The sequence below is a fragment of the Mucilaginibacter sp. P5_A4 genome, assembly GCF_056400605.1.
Genome location: NZ_JBFUKX010000032.1, coordinates 17,618 through 35,939, shown reverse-complemented (window position 1 = coordinate 35,939; position 18,322 = coordinate 17,618). Strand labels below are relative to the sequence as shown.

18 protein-coding genes are annotated in these 18,322 nt (G+C 43.2%); 11 read left to right on the top strand and 7 right to left on the bottom strand.

Features of this window, described 5'->3' with window-relative positions; genetic code table 11:
* The first annotated feature begins 18 nt into the window (after nt 1–18).
* A complete protein-coding gene (locus tag AC1DQW_RS18035; protein WP_477455355.1) occupies nt 19–2,193 on the top strand; it encodes a carbohydrate binding family 9 domain-containing protein in 2,175 nt (724 codons plus the stop codon).
* A gap of 69 nt (nt 2,194–2,262) precedes the next feature.
* Here AC1DQW_RS18035 and AC1DQW_RS18030 read toward each other — a convergent pair whose 3' ends face one another.
* Nucleotides 2,263–3,057, bottom strand: coding sequence for a class I SAM-dependent methyltransferase (locus AC1DQW_RS18030; RefSeq protein ID WP_477455354.1), 795 nt, complete (start codon nt 3,055–3,057; stop codon nt 2,263–2,265).
* Between the two features lie 75 nt (nt 3,058–3,132).
* Nucleotides 3,133–3,426: a GNAT family N-acetyltransferase gene (locus tag AC1DQW_RS18025; protein WP_477455353.1), complete on the bottom strand. Its 294-nt coding sequence runs from the start codon at nt 3,424–3,426 to the stop codon at nt 3,133–3,135.
* A gap of 312 nt (nt 3,427–3,738) precedes the next feature.
* On the opposite strand from AC1DQW_RS18025, the gene AC1DQW_RS18020 reads away from it, so the two are divergent.
* From AC1DQW_RS18020 to AC1DQW_RS18010, 3 genes are all read left to right on the top strand, one after another.
* Entirely contained in the window at nt 3,739–4,398 is a 660-nt protein-coding gene (locus tag AC1DQW_RS18020) for a hypothetical protein (RefSeq protein WP_477413395.1), read from the top strand.
* A gap of 104 nt (nt 4,399–4,502) precedes the next feature.
* Entirely contained in the window at nt 4,503–6,398 is a 1,896-nt protein-coding gene (locus AC1DQW_RS18015) for a DNA topoisomerase IV subunit B (protein WP_477455352.1), read from the top strand.
* Nucleotides 6,399–6,639: 241 nt separating this feature from the next.
* Nucleotides 6,640–7,128, top strand: coding sequence for a cytidine deaminase (locus AC1DQW_RS18010; RefSeq protein WP_477455351.1), 489 nt, complete (start codon nt 6,640–6,642; stop codon nt 7,126–7,128).
* Nucleotides 7,129–7,385: 257 nt separating this feature from the next.
* Here AC1DQW_RS18010 and AC1DQW_RS18005 read toward each other — a convergent pair whose 3' ends face one another.
* Complete coding sequence (locus AC1DQW_RS18005) at nt 7,386–7,814, bottom strand: nuclear transport factor 2 family protein (RefSeq protein ID WP_477413389.1); 429 nt, start codon at nt 7,812–7,814, stop codon at nt 7,386–7,388.
* Nucleotides 7,815–7,981: 167 nt separating this feature from the next.
* Between AC1DQW_RS18005 and AC1DQW_RS18000 the strand changes: the two genes are divergently transcribed.
* Nucleotides 7,982–8,494, top strand: a complete 513-nt coding sequence (locus AC1DQW_RS18000) for a YdeI/OmpD-associated family protein (RefSeq protein ID WP_477455350.1) — start codon at nt 7,982–7,984, stop codon at nt 8,492–8,494.
* A 7-nt stretch (nt 8,495–8,501) separates the two neighbouring features.
* On the opposite strand, the gene AC1DQW_RS17995 is transcribed toward AC1DQW_RS18000, so the two are convergent.
* Genes AC1DQW_RS17995 through AC1DQW_RS17985 form a run of 3 tightly spaced genes read right to left on the bottom strand, consistent with a single transcriptional unit; the run spans nt 8,502 to nt 9,563 of the window.
* Nucleotides 8,502–8,909, bottom strand: a complete 408-nt coding sequence (locus tag AC1DQW_RS17995) for a DUF2251 domain-containing protein (RefSeq protein WP_477455349.1) — start codon at nt 8,907–8,909, stop codon at nt 8,502–8,504.
* Nucleotides 8,909–9,331, bottom strand: a complete 423-nt coding sequence (locus tag AC1DQW_RS17990; protein ID WP_477455348.1) for a type II toxin-antitoxin system VapC family toxin — start codon at nt 9,329–9,331, stop codon at nt 8,909–8,911. The genes AC1DQW_RS17995 and AC1DQW_RS17990 overlap by 1 nt, the downstream gene beginning before the upstream one ends.
* Nucleotides 9,321–9,563, bottom strand: coding sequence for a DUF6364 family protein (locus tag AC1DQW_RS17985; protein WP_477455347.1), 243 nt, complete (start codon nt 9,561–9,563; stop codon nt 9,321–9,323). The genes AC1DQW_RS17990 and AC1DQW_RS17985 overlap by 11 nt, the downstream gene beginning before the upstream one ends.
* Nucleotides 9,564–9,800: 237 nt before the next feature.
* Here AC1DQW_RS17985 and AC1DQW_RS17980 point away from each other — a divergent pair, with 237 nt between their 5' ends.
* From AC1DQW_RS17980 to ftcD, 5 genes are all read left to right on the top strand, one after another.
* Entirely contained in the window at nt 9,801–10,310 is a 510-nt protein-coding gene (locus tag AC1DQW_RS17980; protein ID WP_477455346.1) for a MarR family winged helix-turn-helix transcriptional regulator, read from the top strand.
* On the top strand, nt 10,303–11,862 hold the full coding sequence (hutH, locus tag AC1DQW_RS17975; protein ID WP_477455345.1) for a histidine ammonia-lyase: 1,560 nt from the start codon (nt 10,303–10,305) through the stop codon (nt 11,860–11,862). Before AC1DQW_RS17980 ends, hutH begins: the two co-directional genes overlap by 8 nt.
* On the top strand, nt 11,840–13,513 hold the full coding sequence (hutU, locus tag AC1DQW_RS17970; RefSeq protein WP_477455344.1) for a urocanate hydratase: 1,674 nt from the start codon (nt 11,840–11,842) through the stop codon (nt 13,511–13,513). Before hutH ends, hutU begins: the two co-directional genes overlap by 23 nt.
* 188 nt (nt 13,514–13,701) lie before the next feature.
* Nucleotides 13,702–14,931, top strand: a complete 1,230-nt coding sequence (hutI, locus tag AC1DQW_RS17965; RefSeq protein ID WP_477455343.1) for an imidazolonepropionase — start codon at nt 13,702–13,704, stop codon at nt 14,929–14,931.
* 66 nt (nt 14,932–14,997) lie between these two features.
* Nucleotides 14,998–16,686: a glutamate formimidoyltransferase gene (gene ftcD, locus AC1DQW_RS17960; RefSeq protein WP_477455342.1), complete on the top strand. Its 1,689-nt coding sequence runs from the start codon at nt 14,998–15,000 to the stop codon at nt 16,684–16,686.
* A 79-nt stretch (nt 16,687–16,765) separates the two neighbouring features.
* On the opposite strand, the gene AC1DQW_RS17955 is transcribed toward ftcD, so the two are convergent.
* Nucleotides 16,766–17,587: an SDR family oxidoreductase gene (locus AC1DQW_RS17955; RefSeq protein WP_477455341.1), complete on the bottom strand. Its 822-nt coding sequence runs from the start codon at nt 17,585–17,587 to the stop codon at nt 16,766–16,768.
* 105 nt (nt 17,588–17,692) lie between these two features.
* Between AC1DQW_RS17955 and AC1DQW_RS17950 the strand changes: the two genes are divergently transcribed.
* Nucleotides 17,693–18,226, top strand: coding sequence for a lipocalin family protein (locus AC1DQW_RS17950; protein WP_477455340.1), 534 nt, complete (start codon nt 17,693–17,695; stop codon nt 18,224–18,226).
* Nucleotides 18,227–18,322 lie beyond the last annotated feature (96 nt).

Sequence of the window (18,322 nt, the reverse complement as noted above, 5' to 3'; positions counted from 1 at the left end):
AATTTAAACTATTAAAAATTGAAGGGCATAAAACCGGCTTTACTATTAAAAATTTTATTGCTGCCGGGTTTATGCTTTTTGTGTTTTTCTTCATCAGCTCAAAAAAAGAACGCGGGGTATCAATACCACATTCGCAGGGCTGCATCGCCCATTACTATTGACGGTGTTATGGATGATGCCTGGCTCAAGGCAGATTCTGCCAATAATTTTTTCATGGTGACACCTATGGATACCAGCCTTGCCAAAGTGCATACCGAGGTAAGGATGACCTTTGATAACAATAATCTTTACCTTATTGCAGTTTGTTATACTGCCGACACAGGCGAATACATGGTTGAGTCGCTTAAACGTGATTTTAACTTTCAAAAAAACGATAACTTCCTGGTTTTTATTGATCCATTTGATGCCCGTACCGATGGTTTTAGTTTTGGGGCAAATGCCGCCGGAGCCCAGTGGGATGGCACCATGTACGAAGGTGGCAAGGTTGACCTGAGCTGGGATAACAAATGGACTTCGGTGGTGAAGAACTATCCTGATAGGTGGGTATTTGAAGCCGCTATTCCGTTTAAAAGCATTCGCTATAAAAAAGGTGTCGGTTTGTGGGGTATCAACTTTAGCCGCAATGATTTAAAAACCACCGAAAAATCAAGCTGGGCGCCGGTGCCAAGGCAGTTCCCTACTGCATCGCTGGCATATACAGGTTCATTGGTTTGGGACGAATTACCGCCGGACGCCGGTACAAATATCTCCATTATTCCCTACGCACTTGGTGGAGTATCTAAAGACTACACTGCTAAAACCAAAACTGACTGGCGAAAGGATTTTGGCGGTGACGCCAAGATTGGCCTCACATCATCTTTAAATCTCGACCTTACCGTAAACCCCGATTTTTCGCAGGTGGATGTAGATCAGCAGGTAATTAACCTTAATCGGTATGAGCTCTTTTTTCCGGAGAAGCGCCAGTTTTTTTTAGAGAATGGCGATCTGTTCGCCAATTTTGGCTATGCCGATATCCGTCCATTTTTTTCACGGCGTATCGGGTTAAATGCGCCTATAAGGTTTGGTACAAGGCTCACCGGTAAAATTGACCGGGACTGGCGCGTAGGATTAATGGATATCCAAACCGGAGAAGCGAATGATGCTGCGCAACCTGCACAAAACTATGGTGTGCTCACCCTGCAAAGAAGAATGTTCGGCCGGTCGAACATAGCTTTTATGTTCATTAATAAAGATGCGACGGGTACCGCAACGCCCGGAAACACCTATAACCGTAACATTGGTATGGAGTATAATCTGGCATCGCCAAGTAATTTATGGACAGGTAAACTTTTAGGATTAAAGTCGTTTACACCAGGCGTAAAGGGACACGACATAGTAGCCGCCGCCCATCTACAATACTTAAGTAAATATTGGACACTTTATTTACAGGATGAGTATGTTGGTAAACATTATACTGCCGGTGTTGGGTATGTGCCACGCGTAGGGTATAACAAGATAAGTCCGTTGATATTGCACAACTTTTTCCCTAAAGGGGGCAATGTGCTCATTCATGGGATTCAATTAACCAGTAATTACTACTTCAACGAAAACTTTAAGCGTACAGATAATGAGAGTAACCTAACTTATTTGATTACCCTGCGCAACCGCAATACGTTTTCGGTATCTGGTATTGATACTTATATAAAGCTGCTGGTGCCTTTTGATCCTACCAATACCGGCAAAACACCCCTGGCTGTTGGCTCACAACACCATTGGCAAACACTTGATGTACAGTTTACATCCAAGCCACAGGCTTTATTTACTTATTTGATTGATGCCCTGCATGGTGGATATTACCTGGATGGCAACCGTACAAGTATTACCGGGCAATTGGGTTACCGGTTTCAGCCTTATGTTAACCTGGCATTAAACAGCTCGTACATTAACCTTAGGCTGCCGCAACCCTATGGCAATACCAGTTTTTGGCTAATTGGCCCAAAGGCAGATATTACCCTGAGCAATACACTTTATTTTACCACTTACGTACAGTACAACGGACAGGTAAAAAACATGAATACCAATGTACGCCTGCAATGGCGGTACAAACCGGCATCAGATTTATTTATTGTTTATGGCGATAATTCCATACCATCGCCCTATACCATCAAAAACAGGCAGTTGGTTATCAAGTGGACTTATTGGTGTAATTTATAAATCGGTAAAGTGTTACCGGGAACAAGATTCAGGGTGAACATATTATGTCGAACTCAATCAAACACTCACTTAGTCACCCTTTTGGCACAGCATCGAAAAATAAATGGTTTCGCCGCTGTTAAACTTATTATAAATATTTGATCCGGGAACGCCTACAAAATCATTAATGGGTTTACGAAAGGGCTTAATCACATTTTTTTTGATCATGGCCTCCTTATAAGGCGCACTCAGTTCCATGGCCAGCAGCACATTGGGCGTAATATCCTGTTCGGTTATAACTTTCAATCCACATTCAGTTAGCTGGGCCGGTCGTTTTGGATAATGTACGCGGCCCATAAAATCGGCATATAAAAAAAATCCCCCAGGCTTAAGTGTACGCGCCACTTCTTTAAAGAAATTACCGCGATTACCATAGCAGTGCGATGATTCAAGGTTAACAATGATATCAAAACTATTATTATCAAATGGTAAACTTTCTGCATTGCCGGCTATAAAATTTAAATTAGGCTGCTGATAGGTTTGTTTACAAAAGCTGATCACGTTTTCAGAAAAATCAAGCCCCGTTACCATTTTAGATTGATGGGCCAGCATCAGTTCGCAACCACCGCCACGGCCACAGCCAATTTCCAGAATGTTTTTACCGGTAAGCTGGGCCTTGCTAAACAAATGGTGGTAAAGGTTTTCACTTAGTGTATCAAAATCATCGGTTACTTTGCCCTGGGTATCTGCAAAACCATAATTCATATACTTCCAGTTGGTTAGTTTTTTAAACCTGTGGGCTACAAACTCATAAAATAGTTGCCAAAGCTGTAAACTCAATTTGGGCGAAAAATCAACCAGGTTTCGAAATAGTTTTGCGAGCATATAAATATTTTATGCTAAAGTAATGTATCATACTTAGCAATAGCCATCAAATAAAATAAAAACATATGGCTTATATTATACTTGTACAGCCAGTAATCGGTTCCATTCGGGATGGCGTTTTAAAAATGCGGCTACATAAACACAAAGAGGCACCATTTTAAGGTGGTTATTCTCTATATAATTAAATGTTTTTTCGACCAAAGCGGCAGCAACACCCATGCCTTCCATTTCTTCGGGTACTTCGGTATGAATCAGGTAGATCTTATCGCCTTTTAGTTTGTAATCAATAAATGCCCGATTGCCTTCAATAATTAATTCAAAATTATGTAAAGCTTCATTATTAATAAGTGGAATGTCCTGGTATCTCATGTGTGCTTATATTTTATAGTTGTTGGTAGTATGAATTTGAACTAACAGCTTTTGCTTTTTTATCTGTATCGAAACTAAATTAGTAACAAAATTTATAAAGCCACTTAGATACGGTATTTTTATGCCGATGTTTCACATCCATCAATAAAAATGATGGAAATGCGTTTATAAAACTATTTATCGAAGGCAAGCAGCTGATATTAACTTAGTTGTTTAAATTTTAAAATTTCAATTAATTTTGAATTGTGCTTCTATTTTTATAAAATTACATGTAGGAACATCCCCTGGTTTCAACTGATAATTAAAACTATTGTGAAGCAACTTAAACGCATCATACTTCAGGTTATGCTTTTACTATGCCTTACCGATGTGACAGCTCAGGTAAAGAAGTCCAGGTATTTGGCCAAACCTAAAAGAAAACCCGCGCCTGCTTTAAAGCAGGTTAATGGAACCCGCCAGTTTAACGAATTTTTGAAACTCCTGGCCCAGGCCAATGTTAGCTTTACCTTTCCCAAAGGCTTTAGAGAGATCCCCGCCATAAATAATGAAGATTTTTCTTTTGACTACGCTATGGAAATTCCCGGTCAGGATTTTGAGATCTGGTTCCAGGTAAAATCATTAAAGCAAAACTGGCTTAGCTACGAGCGTAACCACGAGCAGGAAAACCCCGATTCGTCATACCTTAAAATGGGAAAAGCGCAAGCCGCGGCATTTACCGGCGAGATGGATAATTTTATTCGCGCCATCCCTGCAAATGTATTGGCCCGTTACAGGGCAGATGCAGGTAAATCATACCTGCTTAACCTGCTTGATTTGCCCGAAACAAAGCATTACAAATACGCTTTGCTCATCACCCTGCAACGCAACCATACAGGCACCATCACGGCCGTATGTTTTACGAATGAAAAAGATCCGGAATTTTTCAGGAACATTGACAGGGCCAGTAACTGCCTCCAGTTTAAACCCAGGTAATATAATGTTAATAAGTTGACAGTTTTGAATGCTCAATTCAAGGCCGAAACTATATTTTTGCAGTTGGGTGCAATTTGCGCCTGTTTAAAAATTCTACATAATAAATGGCAGAACCAGTTAATTATAGCGAAGATAGTATCCGCTCACTCGATTGGAAAGAGCATATCCGTTTGCGCCCCGGCATGTATATTGGTAAACTGGGCGATGGCTCGGCTTATGACGATGGGGTATATGTATTGCTTAAAGAGATCATTGATAACTCCATAGACGAATTTGTAATGGGATCGGGCCGCACTATTGAAGTTAATATGAGCGATCATAAAGTATCCGTACGCGACTATGGTAGGGGTATTCCTTTAGGTAAGGTGATTGATTGCGTGTCTAAAATAAATACAGGTGGTAAATATGATAGCAAGGCCTTCCAGAAATCGGTAGGATTGAATGGTGTGGGTACTAAGGCGGTAAACGCTTTATCAAACAACTTCATTGTACAATCGTACCGCGACGGCCGAACCAAACTGGCCGAATTTGCAAAAGGCGAACTGATTAGAGATGAGCCTGAAAAGGAAACCAGCCAGCGCAATGGCACCGCTATCAACTTTATACCCGATGATACCATTTTTAGAAATTACCGCTTTATACCAGAATTTGTAGATAGCATGATTTGGAACTATGTGTTCCTTAATTCGGGCTTAACACTTAATTTTAATGGTCAAAAATATTTTTCGGAGCGCGGTCTTTATGATCTGCTGACAAAAAATACCGATGTAGAAACACTGCGCTATCCTATCATCCACCTAAAAGGCGATGATATTGAAATAGCCATGACCCATGGACAACAATACGGCGAGGAATATTACTCCTTTGTAAACGGCCAAAATACTACGCAAGGCGGTACTCACCAGGCTGCCTTCCGCGAAGCTGTGGTGAAAACTATCCGCGAGTTTTATAAAAAGGAGTTTGATGCCTCGGATATCCGCGCCTCCATAGTTGCCGCTATAGCCATTAAAGTACAGGAGCCGGTGTTTGAGTCGCAAACAAAAACCAAGCTGGGTTCGCAAAATATTGGTCCCGAAGGGCCGTCGGTACGTGGTTTTATTAACGATTTCCTGAAAAAGGAACTGGATAATTACCTGCATAAAAATCCAGCTGCTGCCGATGCCTTGCTGAAACGGATCCTGCAATCAGAACGTGAGCGTAGGGATATTGCCGGCATTAAAAAACTGGCTAATGAGCGTGCTAAAAAAGCCTCGCTGCACAACCGTAAACTCCGCGATTGTAAACTGCATTTTGAAGATACCCACGAGCGCCGCCAGGATACCACCCTGTTCATTACCGAGGGAGACTCGGCCAGCGGATCCATCACCAAATCGCGCGATGTAATGACCCAGGCTGTATTCAGCTTAAAGGGTAAGCCGCTTAACTGCTACGGACTAACCAAAAAGGTAGTTTACGAAAACGAAGAATTTAACCTGCTGCAGCATGCCCTTAATATCGAGGATGGACTGGATGCGCTGCGTTACAACAATATAGTGATAGCTACTGATGCCGATGTGGATGGTATGCACATTCGTTTGCTGCTCATGACCTTCTTTTTACAGTTCTTCCCCGATCTGGTGAAGGCCGGGCATGTGTTCATTTTGCAAACTCCCTTATTCCGTGTGCGAAATAAAAAGGAAACCATTTATTGCTACAGCGATGAAGAACGCCGCAACGCTATTACCAAATTGGGAAACAAACCGGAGATAACCCGTTTTAAAGGTTTAGGTGAGATCTCGCCCGATGAGTTTGGCTTGTTTATAGGCAAAGATATCCGCCTTGACCCGGTGATTCTTAAAGATGCCAACATTAAAGGCTTGCTGGAATATTTTATGGGCAAAAACACGCCAACCCGCCAGATGCACATTGTAAACAACCTGAGGGTTGAAAAAGATGACGAAAGCATTAACCCGCTGGTTGCCGAAGAGGCTGATGGGGTGGCATTGCCGGTTGCAGTGTAGTTTCTGAAGCGGAATTTTTAGAATTAATGAATTCGCAGAATTCAATGCTTCTAAAATTCTGATAATTCATTAATTCGATGAATTCAAGTTCGGACAAAATAATTCCGCTGAATCCTGCAAAATCCTTTATCGTATTAAAATAATCTTTACCTTGTATCCCCCGTTCGTTAATGGAATGGGGGATAGTTTTTATATAAACATTTAAAAAGAACCTTTCCTTTGGAGAGGGCAGGGTGAGGCCATGACTAAGCACGAAATAAAAATAGCTTTTGAAGAACACGATTCAATAAAGCAATTGGATAAACCAGACTATGAGCTGTGCCTTGAGGCAGCTAAAGCTTTAAAAAATTCTCATTCGCCATACTCAAAATTCAGAGTAGGGGCTGCGTTACGCCTGCAAAGCGGCCGTATTATTTATGGCAGCAACCAGGAAAATGTGGCTTACCCTTCGGGCTTATGTGCCGAGCGGGTTGCGTTGTTTTATTGGGGAGCCAATCATCCTGATGACCCGGTTGAAAGTATGGCCGTAACAGCACAAACAGATGAGTTCATGCTCACTAAGCCTGTAACATCATGTGGCTCATGCCTGCAGGTTTTAGCCGAAGTGGAAAAAAAACAAAACAAGCCCATCAAAATTATATTATATGCAGAGCAGGGGGCAGTTTGGGTAATTAAAGGTATCGAAAACCAGCTGCCATTTTTGTTTTATGAAGAAAGATTAACCACATAATCCATGAAACTAAATAAACACAAATTTCACAAATTAAAGCCGATTTCACTAATTTGATGGTGCCAATTATTGGCTGGCAGACGAAATCAATGGATCCTAAATCGTGTCATTCGAAATAATTCATACCATTCGTACTAATAAAAATTCGTGTAATTCGAATCAATTCGTGGAATTAGTGTTTTTTTAAATAATAAAAAAGGCCCCGCCAGGCGGGGCCTTTACTTACTTACATTTTAAACACTAAACTAAAACTATCTTTATTTAAAAACGCTGTAAACGTTGGTGATTTTCCATCCTTTGCCGGTATTGGCTACAGTTACATAGTTGGTACGTACAAAACCATCAAACTGCATGTCAACCTTTACCACGGCCATATCGCTGTTGCTTTCCATTATTGTTGTGCTGGTGGTGCAATTTTGCTCGGTATTTTTATTGGCTTTTATCGATTCAATCATTTCACCTTTGGTAAAGCTTAATACGTTTTTACCGCGCAATAAATTGAATTTAGCCGATTGGTCTACCACATCGCTAAAACCCTGAACTTTACCACGGGTCATGGCATCTACATAGGTATTAATAGCGAAGTTGCGGGTTAAGTTATCGCCTTCTGTGGTTACGTTTGCTTTTGCTACACCGCATACTATTACTAAAGCTAAGGCTGCGATTATTGATTTTAAGGTTTTCATATCGTTGTTGTTTTTGAGGTTATTTATTTCTTAATTTATATCTATAAGACAGCAGCAGTATTCCATTCGTTACAGGAGAATCAATGGATTTATACGATTTAACAAACATTTAACAATTGGTATTTTTTATTAAATATTTAGCAACAGAAATATCATAAACACATAATATGGTCGACTTTAATACCATTATTTTGCAATTTGCTGAACAGGGCGAAAAAACGGGGTGGACCTATATTGAAATCCCGGCCGATATAGCCCAGGAAATGAAACCAGGGAATAAAAAATCTTTCAGGGTAAAGGGTAAACTGGATAACCTGCAGGTTCGTGGTATGGCGTTGATGCCTATGGGTGAAGGCAACTTTATAATGGCGCTAAAGCGCGAGATATGCAAATTGCTGCACAAAGGCCGGGGTGCCATGCTCAAAGTACAATTGGAACCTGATGACGACTTTAAATTTACCATACCTGCCGACCTATTGGAATGCTTTGAATACGAACCCGAAGGTGAAGCCTTTTTTTACAGCCTGGCCGAAAGCCACCGCGGTTACTTTATTAAATGGATAGATAGCGCCAAAGCCGATGCCACCCGTGCCAACAGGATTGCCAGTACCATAAACGCTATGGTAAGGCGGATGGATTACGCGATGATGCTGCGGGAATTGAAGCGGGCAAGGGAGTGAGGGAAGCTTATTTCCCCATCAGCAAATCCTCTATTAATTCGTCCGTCAACACGGTTCGTTCATTGTTAGTTTTCCATTTGCCATTACTGGGCGGGAAAGCATTGCGCGAATAGCCTGTTTTGTTTTTAAAATCAAATATGGCGTGGCAGTAGTTATTAATTAATAAGGAAGCAAACTGCCAGTCATCCGTCCATGCTATTTTAATATTACAGTGCCTGGCTTTATAGGTTACATCGGCAACATTGTAAATATGCAGGGCATCAAGAATTTCCTGGCCGGGCAGTTTTCCTATCGCGTAAAAATATCCTGTAGTTAAGTCATCTTCAAAAACAACGCCATGAGATTTTGCGGGCGTTACACTATCCAAAAACGTGTCCTCGCCAACAATAAATTCTTCTTCTACTTCTAAAATCATTAAATAAAAATGCTTAAAAATTCATGGGGCATATAAACAGGCAATACAGTAATACTGTCTTTTTTCAGTGTTTTGTCCCGGGATATAAAGTAGTTTAACTTGTGATGAATTGCCGTATAGTATTGAAGAGCATCTTCAATATCGTCGATTTTAGAGTGCAAAGCAGATAGTACAACCTGGTGCGGAATATCAATAACTTCAACATCAATTAACAAAGTTAAAAGGAGTTCTTTTGCTTTAACATTGCCGTAGGCCTTACCAATCCAGTAACCTGCAATATGTAAAACCGATGATGTGATAAATGCTTGAACCTTGTTATTTACAACCAAGTTCATAACTTGTGCAGCCTCTTTGTAATGATCTTCACGTTTAAGGATAAAGTCGAGCAGTATGTTGGCATCCAGAAATATTTTAGATGCCATATTTTTTTGCCTGATTTTGGTAATAAAGTTCTTTTAAATCTGCATTTGGGTCAATATCTGGTGGAGAGAGTTGCTCAACAAGATCAACAATATTTTTTTGTTTTGGAACTTTGGTCAAATTTTTAAAATAGCCCTCCACTAACTCAGAAATACTGATGTGCTGTTTTTGGGCATATATTTTTGTCTTTTCCAGCAAACTCTCTTCTATCGTCAAATTAAGTCTTGTTTTCATAAAGTAAATATACGCATATTTTAAATAGGTGCGTATGATGTCGAATTAAAAATACCTGTTTATAGGGCGTTAATATCTTTTCAATAAATGGGTTTCATTTGGCGCGGTATTGGCTTCGCAAGTTTTATTGGGCTGGTTTTTAGTTTAATGCGAATGTTTTCACCTGTCTTTTTTAATCCCTGAAAATTTCTTTCCCAAAACATTTGGATTTATATAAGCACTTATATAAATTGCACTATGAATTTATATCAAAGCCTGGGTTATTTGGTATTGGGTAGTAGGTTAAGGCGATTGAGTGAAGCTTTTTTAGCCGAAATTAACCGTGCCTACCAAAATGAGGGGATTGATTTTGATGCCAGCTGGTTCCCGGTGTTTTATTTATTGTCGAAGAATGATGCTTTATCTATAAAGGAACTAAGCGAGCAGATCGAGGTTTCGCACCCGGCGGCCAGTCAGCTTATTACCAATTTAAAAAACCGCGGACTGGTTACCAGTGCCACCTGTGCCGATGATGGCCGCAGGCAGCTGGTAACTTTAACCGATAGCGGCCGTAAGTTATTAGCCCGGATTCTGCCTATGTGGGAGGCGATCAGTAAGGCTATGACCGAACTCATCGACAATGATCCATCATCGAAACAATTACTTCCAGCCATAACTGCGCTCGAAAAAACATTTCGATCGGTTAACCTTTCAGAACGTATTAGCGAAAAATTAGTAACCGAACTAAAATCCGCCAATCATGAATAGTACATTCAATTATGGCAGCAACCATTTAACTATCGGTATTTGCCTTGATCTTGCAGCCGGTAAAATCAAAGGTGTTATTAGTGCTGATGCCGATAAGGCTATTCGTGCCTCATGGGGCGAGGTAGCAAAAATTGTACATGCCCAAAAGCCGGTTTACGGGATCAATACGGGTTTTGGTCCGCTGTGTGATACGCACATTTCTGAGGCTGATACCAGCCTGCTTCAAAGTAATATCCTCAAAAGCCATAGCGTTGGTGTAGGCAAACCCATCCCGCAGGAAATTGCTAAGTTGATGCTGATCACCAAAGTTCAGGCATTGGCCCAAGGTTTCTCTGGCGTGGCACCTGCAACATTAGATCGCATCATCTGGCATATCGATAATGATATTATCCCCATCGTTCCCGAAAAAGGTTCTGTAGGTGCTTCAGGCGATCTGGCTCCACTGGCGCACTTATTTTTACCATTAATTGGTTTGGGTGAGGTTTATGAGCAAGGCGAAAGAAAGCCCGCCGCGCAGGTATTAAAAAATTACAATTTGTCGCCATTGGTATTAGGCCCTAAAGAGGGGCTTGCATTAATTAATGGTACACAGTTTATACTAGCTTTTGCTATAAAAGCGGTGCAAAGGCTTGATGATGCATTGAATCGGGCCGACCTGATAGGTGCTATGTCATTAGAAGGCCTGATGGGGTCTACAAGGCCATTTGATTCACGTATCCATGCGCTTAGGCCGTTCAAGGGTATCCAGATGGTAGCAAAACGCCTGTTTACTTTATTAAACGGATCAGAGATCAATACATCGCATTTAAATTGCAATAGGGTGCAGGACCCATACTCGTTACGTTGTATGCCACAGGTGCATGGAGCATCCCGTAATGCATGGCTTCATTTAAAAGAACTCACCGAAATTGAGTTGAACTCTGTTACCGATAATCCCGTTATTTTTAGTGCCGATGATACCATCAGCGGGGGTAATTTTCACGGGCAGCCATTGGCCCTGCCGCTTGATTATGCCACTGTTGCCGCTGCCGAGCTGGGTAATATTGCAGATAGGCGCTGCTATCTCATGAGCGAAGGCCGTTACGGTTTACCCAAATTGCTCACCCATGATGCCGGGCTAAATTCGGGCCTAATGATACCCCAGTATACTACTGCCGCGCTGGTTACCGAAAATAAAACCCTGTGCTTCCCGGCCAGCGCCGATAGTGTGCCTACTTCATTGGGGCAGGAGGATCATGTATCTATGGGTTCCATCAGCGGACGTAAGCTACATATGGTTATTGATAATATTGAATATATCCAGGCCATCGAATTGCTTTACGCATCGCAGGCTATGGATTTCCGAAGACCGTTAAAATCGACCCCGGTTATAGAGGCGCTTCATAAATACGTGAGGCAGCACGTGCCATTTATACAGGACGATCGTGTGTTCGCGGATGACATCAACCAGTTATATCAAATCATTACCGATGGTTCATTTTTGGCTACGGCCAATAATGCAGCCATTAATAATCATATAAACCTCAGTCATGACGAGTTCGGAATTTATTAAAACCTATGCCAGCCACCCGGTGTATAAGGCACCGCGTGGCATGCAGCTGCACGCCAAAAGCTGGCAAACGGAGGCGCCGTTAAGGATGCTGCTTAATAACCTTGATGGCCAGGTAGCCGAAAATCCCGATGAATTGGTGGTTTACGGTGGCATTGGCCAGGCGGCCCGTAACCCGGAGTCGCTGAGGAAAATCATTGAGCTGCTGCTGGAGCTGGATGAACATCATTCGTTGTTGGTGCAGTCGGGCAAACCGGTAGGTATCATCCGGAGTCACCCCGAAGCGCCACGTGTTTTGATAGCCAACAGTAACCTGGTGCCTGCGTGGGCCAATTGGGAGCATTTTAATGAATTACGCGCCAAAGGCTTGATGATGTACGGGCAAATGACCGCAGGCAGCTGGATCTATATAGGTACGCAAGGTATTTTACAGGGCACCTATGAAACATTTGTAGAGTGCGGCAACCAACATTTTAATGGCGACCTTACGGGTAAACTCATTGTAAGCGCCGGTTTGGGCGGCATGGGTGGCGCTCAGCCATTGGCGGCAACTATGGCGGGCGGTGTTTTTTTAGGTGCAGATGTAGATGCAACCCGGATCCAGAAACGGGTGGATACCCAATACATCGATCGCATGACCTATTCGTATGATGAGGCTATCACCTGGGTAAAAGAAGCAATCAGCAAAAAAGAAACGTTATCTGTAGGGCTGGTAAGCGATGCCGGCGATCTGTTGGAAAGATTATTGAATGATAATATTATCCCTGATATTTTAACCGACCAGACATCGGCACATGATCCGCTGAATGGATATATTCCGAATGGTTTATCTTTAGATGAAGCAGCGGCTTTGCGAAAAAGCGATGCTGCCGAATATAAGCGCCTGTCGTTAAAAAGCATGGCCAGGCATGTTGGCTTTATGCTCCATCTGCAAAAGAAAGGCGCCGTAACTTTTGATTACGGTAATAACCTGCGCGAGTTTGCCAAACAAGGCGGCGAGCAGGATGCATTTAACTTTCCGGGTTTTACACCGGCTTATATCCGCCCCTTGTTTTGTGAAGGTAAGGGACCGTTCAGGTGGGTAGCTTTGTCGGGCGATCCGGAAGATATTTATACAACCGACAGGGCCTTGATGGAAGCATTCCCCGAAAATAAACCATTGCTTACCTGGCTCAAAAAGGCGCAGGAAAAGATCTCGTTCCAGGGATTGCCCGCCCGCATTTGCTGGCTGGGCATGGGCGAGCGTGAAAAAGCCGGGCTGATATTTAATGACCTGGTTTCAAGCGGCAAAGTAAAAGGTCCGATAGTAATAGGCCGCGACCATCTGGATTGCGGCTCGGTAGCATCGCCTAACCGCGAAACCGAATCGATGAAGGATGGATCGGATGCCGTATCCGACTGGCCGCTCCTCAACCTGATGGCCAATGCATCGGGTGGTGCCACCTGGATCTCGTTTCACCACGGCGGTGGGGTAGGTATGGGCTACTCGCAGCACGCCGGTATGGTAGTACTGGCTGATGGTACCGAACGCGCCGCCACCTGCTTAAAACGTGTTTTATATAACGACCCTGCTTTGGGAATCTTCCGCCACGCCGATGCGGGGTATGATAAAGCAGAGGAGTGGGCAGATAAGTTTGGGTTGAAGGTGTGGTAGGAAGCCGAAAGCTTAAAGCTTTTATAAAACTCGTCATTGCTGTGTACCTACCTATGGCAAGTTGGAGAATTCCAGACTTACGAAGTAATTCAAAACTGCTAAGTCTTTCGCCGATTTGTCATTCATCCTTCAGAGTCCGGGGATTTTAGCTCTCACAATGACGAGTGCAATAGACGAAACAAGCTAATATGAAAAAACTAATAGGTCCGTTCACGCAAATACTTCCTTTAACAGGGCTGCCATTAAAGGGTGCTTTAAAGGACGAGCAATTGCACATCATCCAGCAAGGAGGTGTATTGGTTGAGGATGGACTGATCATAACTGTTGATGATTTCAATAAACTGCGGTCAAACTATCCATCGGCACAAATAGAAGAAATTACGGGGCCTTACGTGTTACTTCCCGGCTTCATTGACTGCCATACACACATTTGTTTTGCCGGTAGCCGGGCAAAAGACTACGCCATGCGTAACAGTGGTAAAACCTATTTGGAAATAGCACAATTGGGCGGTGGTATCTGGGATTCGGTTACCCAAACCCGCGCGGCTGATGAGGCTACACTAACGGCGCTGCTGGTAAAACGGGTACAACGCCATTTAGCCGAAGGAGTGACCACCATCGAGGTTAAAACAGGCTACGGCCTAAGTATTGATGCGGAATTAAAACAGTTACGGGCGATAAAAGCCGCAGCCGATAAAACCAATGCAAGCCTCATATCCACATGCCTCGCGGCGCATATGTTACCTAAAGATTTTAAAGGTAATCACCAGGATTATTTAAACCATGTTTTACATGATCTGCTGCCTGTTATAAAACAACAAGGTTTAAGTAACCGGGTTGATATTTTTATAGAACAAAGCGCGTTTAACACAAGCGATGCATTAAACTACCTGGCTAAAGCCAAACAAATGGGGTTTGAGCTAACTGTTCATGCAGACCAATTTACAACAGGTGGCAGCGAAGTGGCTGTCAAAGCACGTGCAGCTTCGGCAGACCATTTAGAGGCCAGCAGCGATTATGAGATAAAATTATTGGCTAACTCTGAGACCGTAGCTGTAACTTTACCCGGCGCGTCGCTGGGTTTGGGGATGCGTTATGCACCTGCCCGAAAACTGTTAGATGCCGGTGCCTGCCTTGCCATAGCCAGCGACTGGAATCCCGGCTCGGCGCCAATGGGCGATTTGTTGTTGCAAGCCGCGGTAATGGCTGCTGCCGAAAAGCTGTGTGCTGCCGAGGTTTTTGCAGGACTAATCGCCCGTGCGGCGCAGGCCCTGAAACTAAACGACCGTGGTGTTTTAAGCAAAGGTAAACTTGCCGATATGCAGGCTTACCCATGCGATGATTACCGGGAAATATTATACCAGCAAGGCAAATTAAAACCTGTAATGGTATGGGCGGAAGGAAATGTTGACAGATGAATGTAATGTCTCTCTGCATTTGTGGCCTCGCCGCTAATACCAATGAACTAATAAAAGAGTGAACTAATGAACCAACTAATAGAATGCGTACCCAATTTTAGCGAAGGCGTAAACCTTGATATCATTAAACAGATCACCAATGAGGTGGAATCGGTTGATGGGGTGAGACTACTGAACGTCGATCCCGGTAAAGCCACCAACCGTACAGTGGTGACGTTTGTGGGCGAGCCTTCAAATGTGATTGAAGCTGCATTCCGCGCTATTAAAAAAGCCGGTGAGCTGATTGACATGAGCAAGCAAAAGGGCGAACATCCAAGAATGGGTGCTACGGACGTTTGTCCGCTGATACCGATCAGTAATATCAGCATGGAGGAGACTGCGGAGTACGTCAGGCAACTGGCAAAACGGGTAGGTGAGGAGTTGCAGATCCCGGTTTATTTGTATGAGAATGCACAACCCAATAAAAGCCGGAGTAACCTGTCGGTAATAAGGGCAGGGGAGTATGAAGGCTTTTTCAAGAAGATAAAACTGCCGGAGTGGGCACCCGATTTTGGTCCGGCAGAGAATGATGTTCAGCGTGGTGCAACGGTGATAGGCGCCCGCGATTTCCTGGTGGCTTATAATGTAAACCTCAATACTACGTCAACCCGCAGGGCAAACGCCATTGCTTTTGATGTACGCGAGGCCGGCCGTGTTTTGCGCGAGGGCGACCCGGTTACCGGTAAAATTATAACGGACGAGAACGGTAAGCCTAAATCTGTCCCCGGCTCATTAAAAGCGGTAAAAGCTATTGGTTGGTATATAGAAGAATATGGTATAGCGCAAATCTCCATGAATCTCACTAATATTGAGGTAACCCCTGTACATAAAGCTTTCGACGAGGTTTGCACCAAAGCCAATGAGCGCGGTATCCGCGTTACGGGCAGCGAACTGGTGGGTTTGATTCCTTTGAAAGCTATGCTGGATGCCGGTAAGTACTTCCTGCGCAAGCAACAACGTTCTGTTGGGGTAAGCGAAAAGGAACTGATCAGGATCGCCATAAAATCAATGGGGCTGGATGAGCTTGGTCCGTTTATTCCCGGAGAACGCATTATTGAATATCTATTGAAAGATAAGGCTGATAGCAAGCTCATTAGTATGAGCCTCAGTGATTTTGCCGATGAAACTGCCAGTGAAACCCCTGCCCCGGGTGGTGGTTCTATCTCTGCTTATGTAGGATCTTTGGGCGCTTCTTTGGCTGGGATGGTAGCCAACCTCAGTTCACACAAAAAAGGTTGGGATAGTCGCTGGATGGAATTTAGCGACTGGGCGGAGAAAGCCGAGCAATACAAAAATGAGCTATTGGGTTTGGTCGACCTGGATACCGCGGCCTTTAATAAGATCATGGAATCATTCGGTCTGCCCAAATCAACCGATGAGGAAAAGGCAGCAAGGGATCAGATGATCCAGGAGGCTACCAGGTACGCTATCGAGATTCCTTTTAAAGTGATGCAGGCAGTGTTGAACAGTATGGAAGTAATAAAAGCAATGGTGCTGACAGGTAATCCTAATTCCATAACCGATGCAGGTGTGGCTGCACTTTGTGCGCGTACAGCGGTATTGGGCGCTTTCATGAATGTAAAGATCAACGCTTCGGGTTATAAGGATAAAGATTATGTGGTAGATATAATTTACCGGGGTAAGGAGATTGAACGAAAAGCCATTGCGCTGGAAGGCGAGATCATCGAATTGGTGAATGGGAAGATAGGGTTATAGCATCTGCGTTATATCATCGCCTGGGGTGTTCCACCGGAACGGTGGAACAGTCAACCTTTTTACCTTAACGCAAAATTTTCTATTGAATACCGGCGTTAAATTGATATTTCAGTACCATCTCTGCATTCACACTTTTAACAATCTTCCATTCCTTTAATTCTGCAATAAATTCCGGTTTTTCAAATCCTGAATTTAAAGCAGCGTTTGTATAAAAATCTGATTTTGCAGGATGATCTGGTGAGCAGCCATTGAATAGGTACCCAAAAGCATCTTTATCAATAATTGCCCTCGTTAACCCAATACAATCATCCAGGTGTACTAAGTTAACCGGTGCCCTACCATTGGGGATACCTTTTTTACCTGCAAAAAATCTGCCGGGGTTACGGCCAGGCCCTATCAATCCGGCAAAACGGATAATGGTGGTTTTAAATACTTCTTCATCCCTGAAAAGGTTTTCGGCAGCGAATAATATTTTACCGGCTTCGGTATTGGGCTGAGGATCGGTATTTTCATCTACTTCACCGTTCAGATCGGCATAAACTCCTGTTGAGCTGATGAACACTACATTTTTAACACCATGCTGTTTTATGGCATTAATGATCTGTTGTATCTTATAAATAAAATTTGCTCCTTCGCCCGATCGTGTTTTAGGCGGGATAGCAATTAAAAGTATATCACACTCAAAAAATCCGGCATCACAGGTTTCACTACCTACGGAAAAATCCACCAGGTAAGGTTCGATACCATCAGCTAAAAGCGACGCTAATTTGAAGGGCGATGTGGTTGATCCTTTTACCCTCATGCCATCATTGATCAGTGCCTTGGCCAGTGCCAGTCCGTACCAGCCACAGCCTAATATGCTGACAACTTTTTTATCGAGAAATGTGGCTATTATATCCAATTTTAATGCTTTGGGACAAAGGTAATTAATTATTTGAGGGAGATATGAGGGCTAAATATGTGCTTATAGGTTAAACTTTTTGGAGGTGCTAATCGTTATGGTTACATGAAGAAAGAGATTTTGGCAACTTCTGTTGTACTGGGCTTAGCTGCGTTAGCATTGCAAGCCAGGGAAAAACCATTGGAAACCGTTAACTATGTCGACCTGAAAAAGTACCTGGGTACCTGGTTCGAGATAGCCGCGTTCCCTCAACCTTTTGAAAAGGCTGGCTCATGTACTTCGGCAACTTACGGACTAAACAAAGATGGCAGCGTAATAGTAAAAAACCGCACTATAAAAAACGACAAGCTTAAGGTAACCGAAGGTAAAGCCTTTGTAACCGATAAAGGAACAAACTCGAAGCTGGCCGTTCAGTTTTCCTGGCTTTGCAAAAGTAAGTACTGGATAGTTGATTTGGCAAAAGATTACAGCTATGCGGTAGTAGGGCACCCCAATCGTAAGTTACTTTGGATCATGAGCCGGCGCCCAACTTTGGACGAGCAAACTTACAACCAGCTTTTGGTAAGGGCCGCAAATAAGGGATTTGACATCAGGCGGCTGGCAAAAACCGAGCAGATAGGAGACCTTTCGGGGATATAACGGGCTTATATTAAATAAACAAACAACAATGGCTTAATCGGGGAACGATTAGGCCATTGTTGTTTTAATTGTACAGCACATTGTACCCGGATATTT

Bases quoted from the DNA above. Each gene is read 5' to 3' on its own strand.
- ftcD (WP_477455342.1), top strand. From the start codon at position 14,998: ATGAACCAACTAATAGAATGCGTACCCAATTTTAGCGAAGGCGTAAAC.
- AC1DQW_RS18010 (WP_477455351.1), top strand. From the start codon at position 6,640: ATGACTAAGCACGAAATAAAAATAGCTTTTGAAGAACACGATTCAATA.
- AC1DQW_RS17995 (WP_477455349.1), bottom strand. From the start codon at position 8,909: ATGATTTTAGAAGTAGAAGAAGAATTTATTGTTGGCGAGGACACGTTT.
- AC1DQW_RS17985 (WP_477455347.1), bottom strand. From the start codon at position 9,563: ATGAAAACAAGACTTAATTTGACGATAGAAGAGAGTTTGCTGGAAAAG.
- hutU (WP_477455344.1), top strand. From the start codon at position 11,840: ATGACGAGTTCGGAATTTATTAAAACCTATGCCAGCCACCCGGTGTAT.
- AC1DQW_RS18030 (WP_477455354.1), bottom strand. From the start codon at position 3,057: ATGCTCGCAAAACTATTTCGAAACCTGGTTGATTTTTCGCCCAAATTG.
- AC1DQW_RS17990 (WP_477455348.1), bottom strand. From the start codon at position 9,331: ATGGCATCTAAAATATTTCTGGATGCCAACATACTGCTCGACTTTATC.
- AC1DQW_RS18025 (WP_477455353.1), bottom strand. From the start codon at position 3,426: ATGAGATACCAGGACATTCCACTTATTAATAATGAAGCTTTACATAAT.
- hutH (WP_477455345.1), top strand. From the start codon at position 10,303: ATGAATAGTACATTCAATTATGGCAGCAACCATTTAACTATCGGTATT.
- AC1DQW_RS18000 (WP_477455350.1), top strand. From the start codon at position 7,982: ATGGTCGACTTTAATACCATTATTTTGCAATTTGCTGAACAGGGCGAA.
- AC1DQW_RS18015 (WP_477455352.1), top strand. From the start codon at position 4,503: ATGGCAGAACCAGTTAATTATAGCGAAGATAGTATCCGCTCACTCGAT.
- AC1DQW_RS18005 (WP_477413389.1), bottom strand. From the start codon at position 7,814: ATGAAAACCTTAAAATCAATAATCGCAGCCTTAGCTTTAGTAATAGTA.
- hutI (WP_477455343.1), top strand. From the start codon at position 13,702: ATGAAAAAACTAATAGGTCCGTTCACGCAAATACTTCCTTTAACAGGG.
- AC1DQW_RS17950 (WP_477455340.1), top strand. From the start codon at position 17,693: ATGAAGAAAGAGATTTTGGCAACTTCTGTTGTACTGGGCTTAGCTGCG.
- AC1DQW_RS17980 (WP_477455346.1), top strand. From the start codon at position 9,801: ATGAATTTATATCAAAGCCTGGGTTATTTGGTATTGGGTAGTAGGTTA.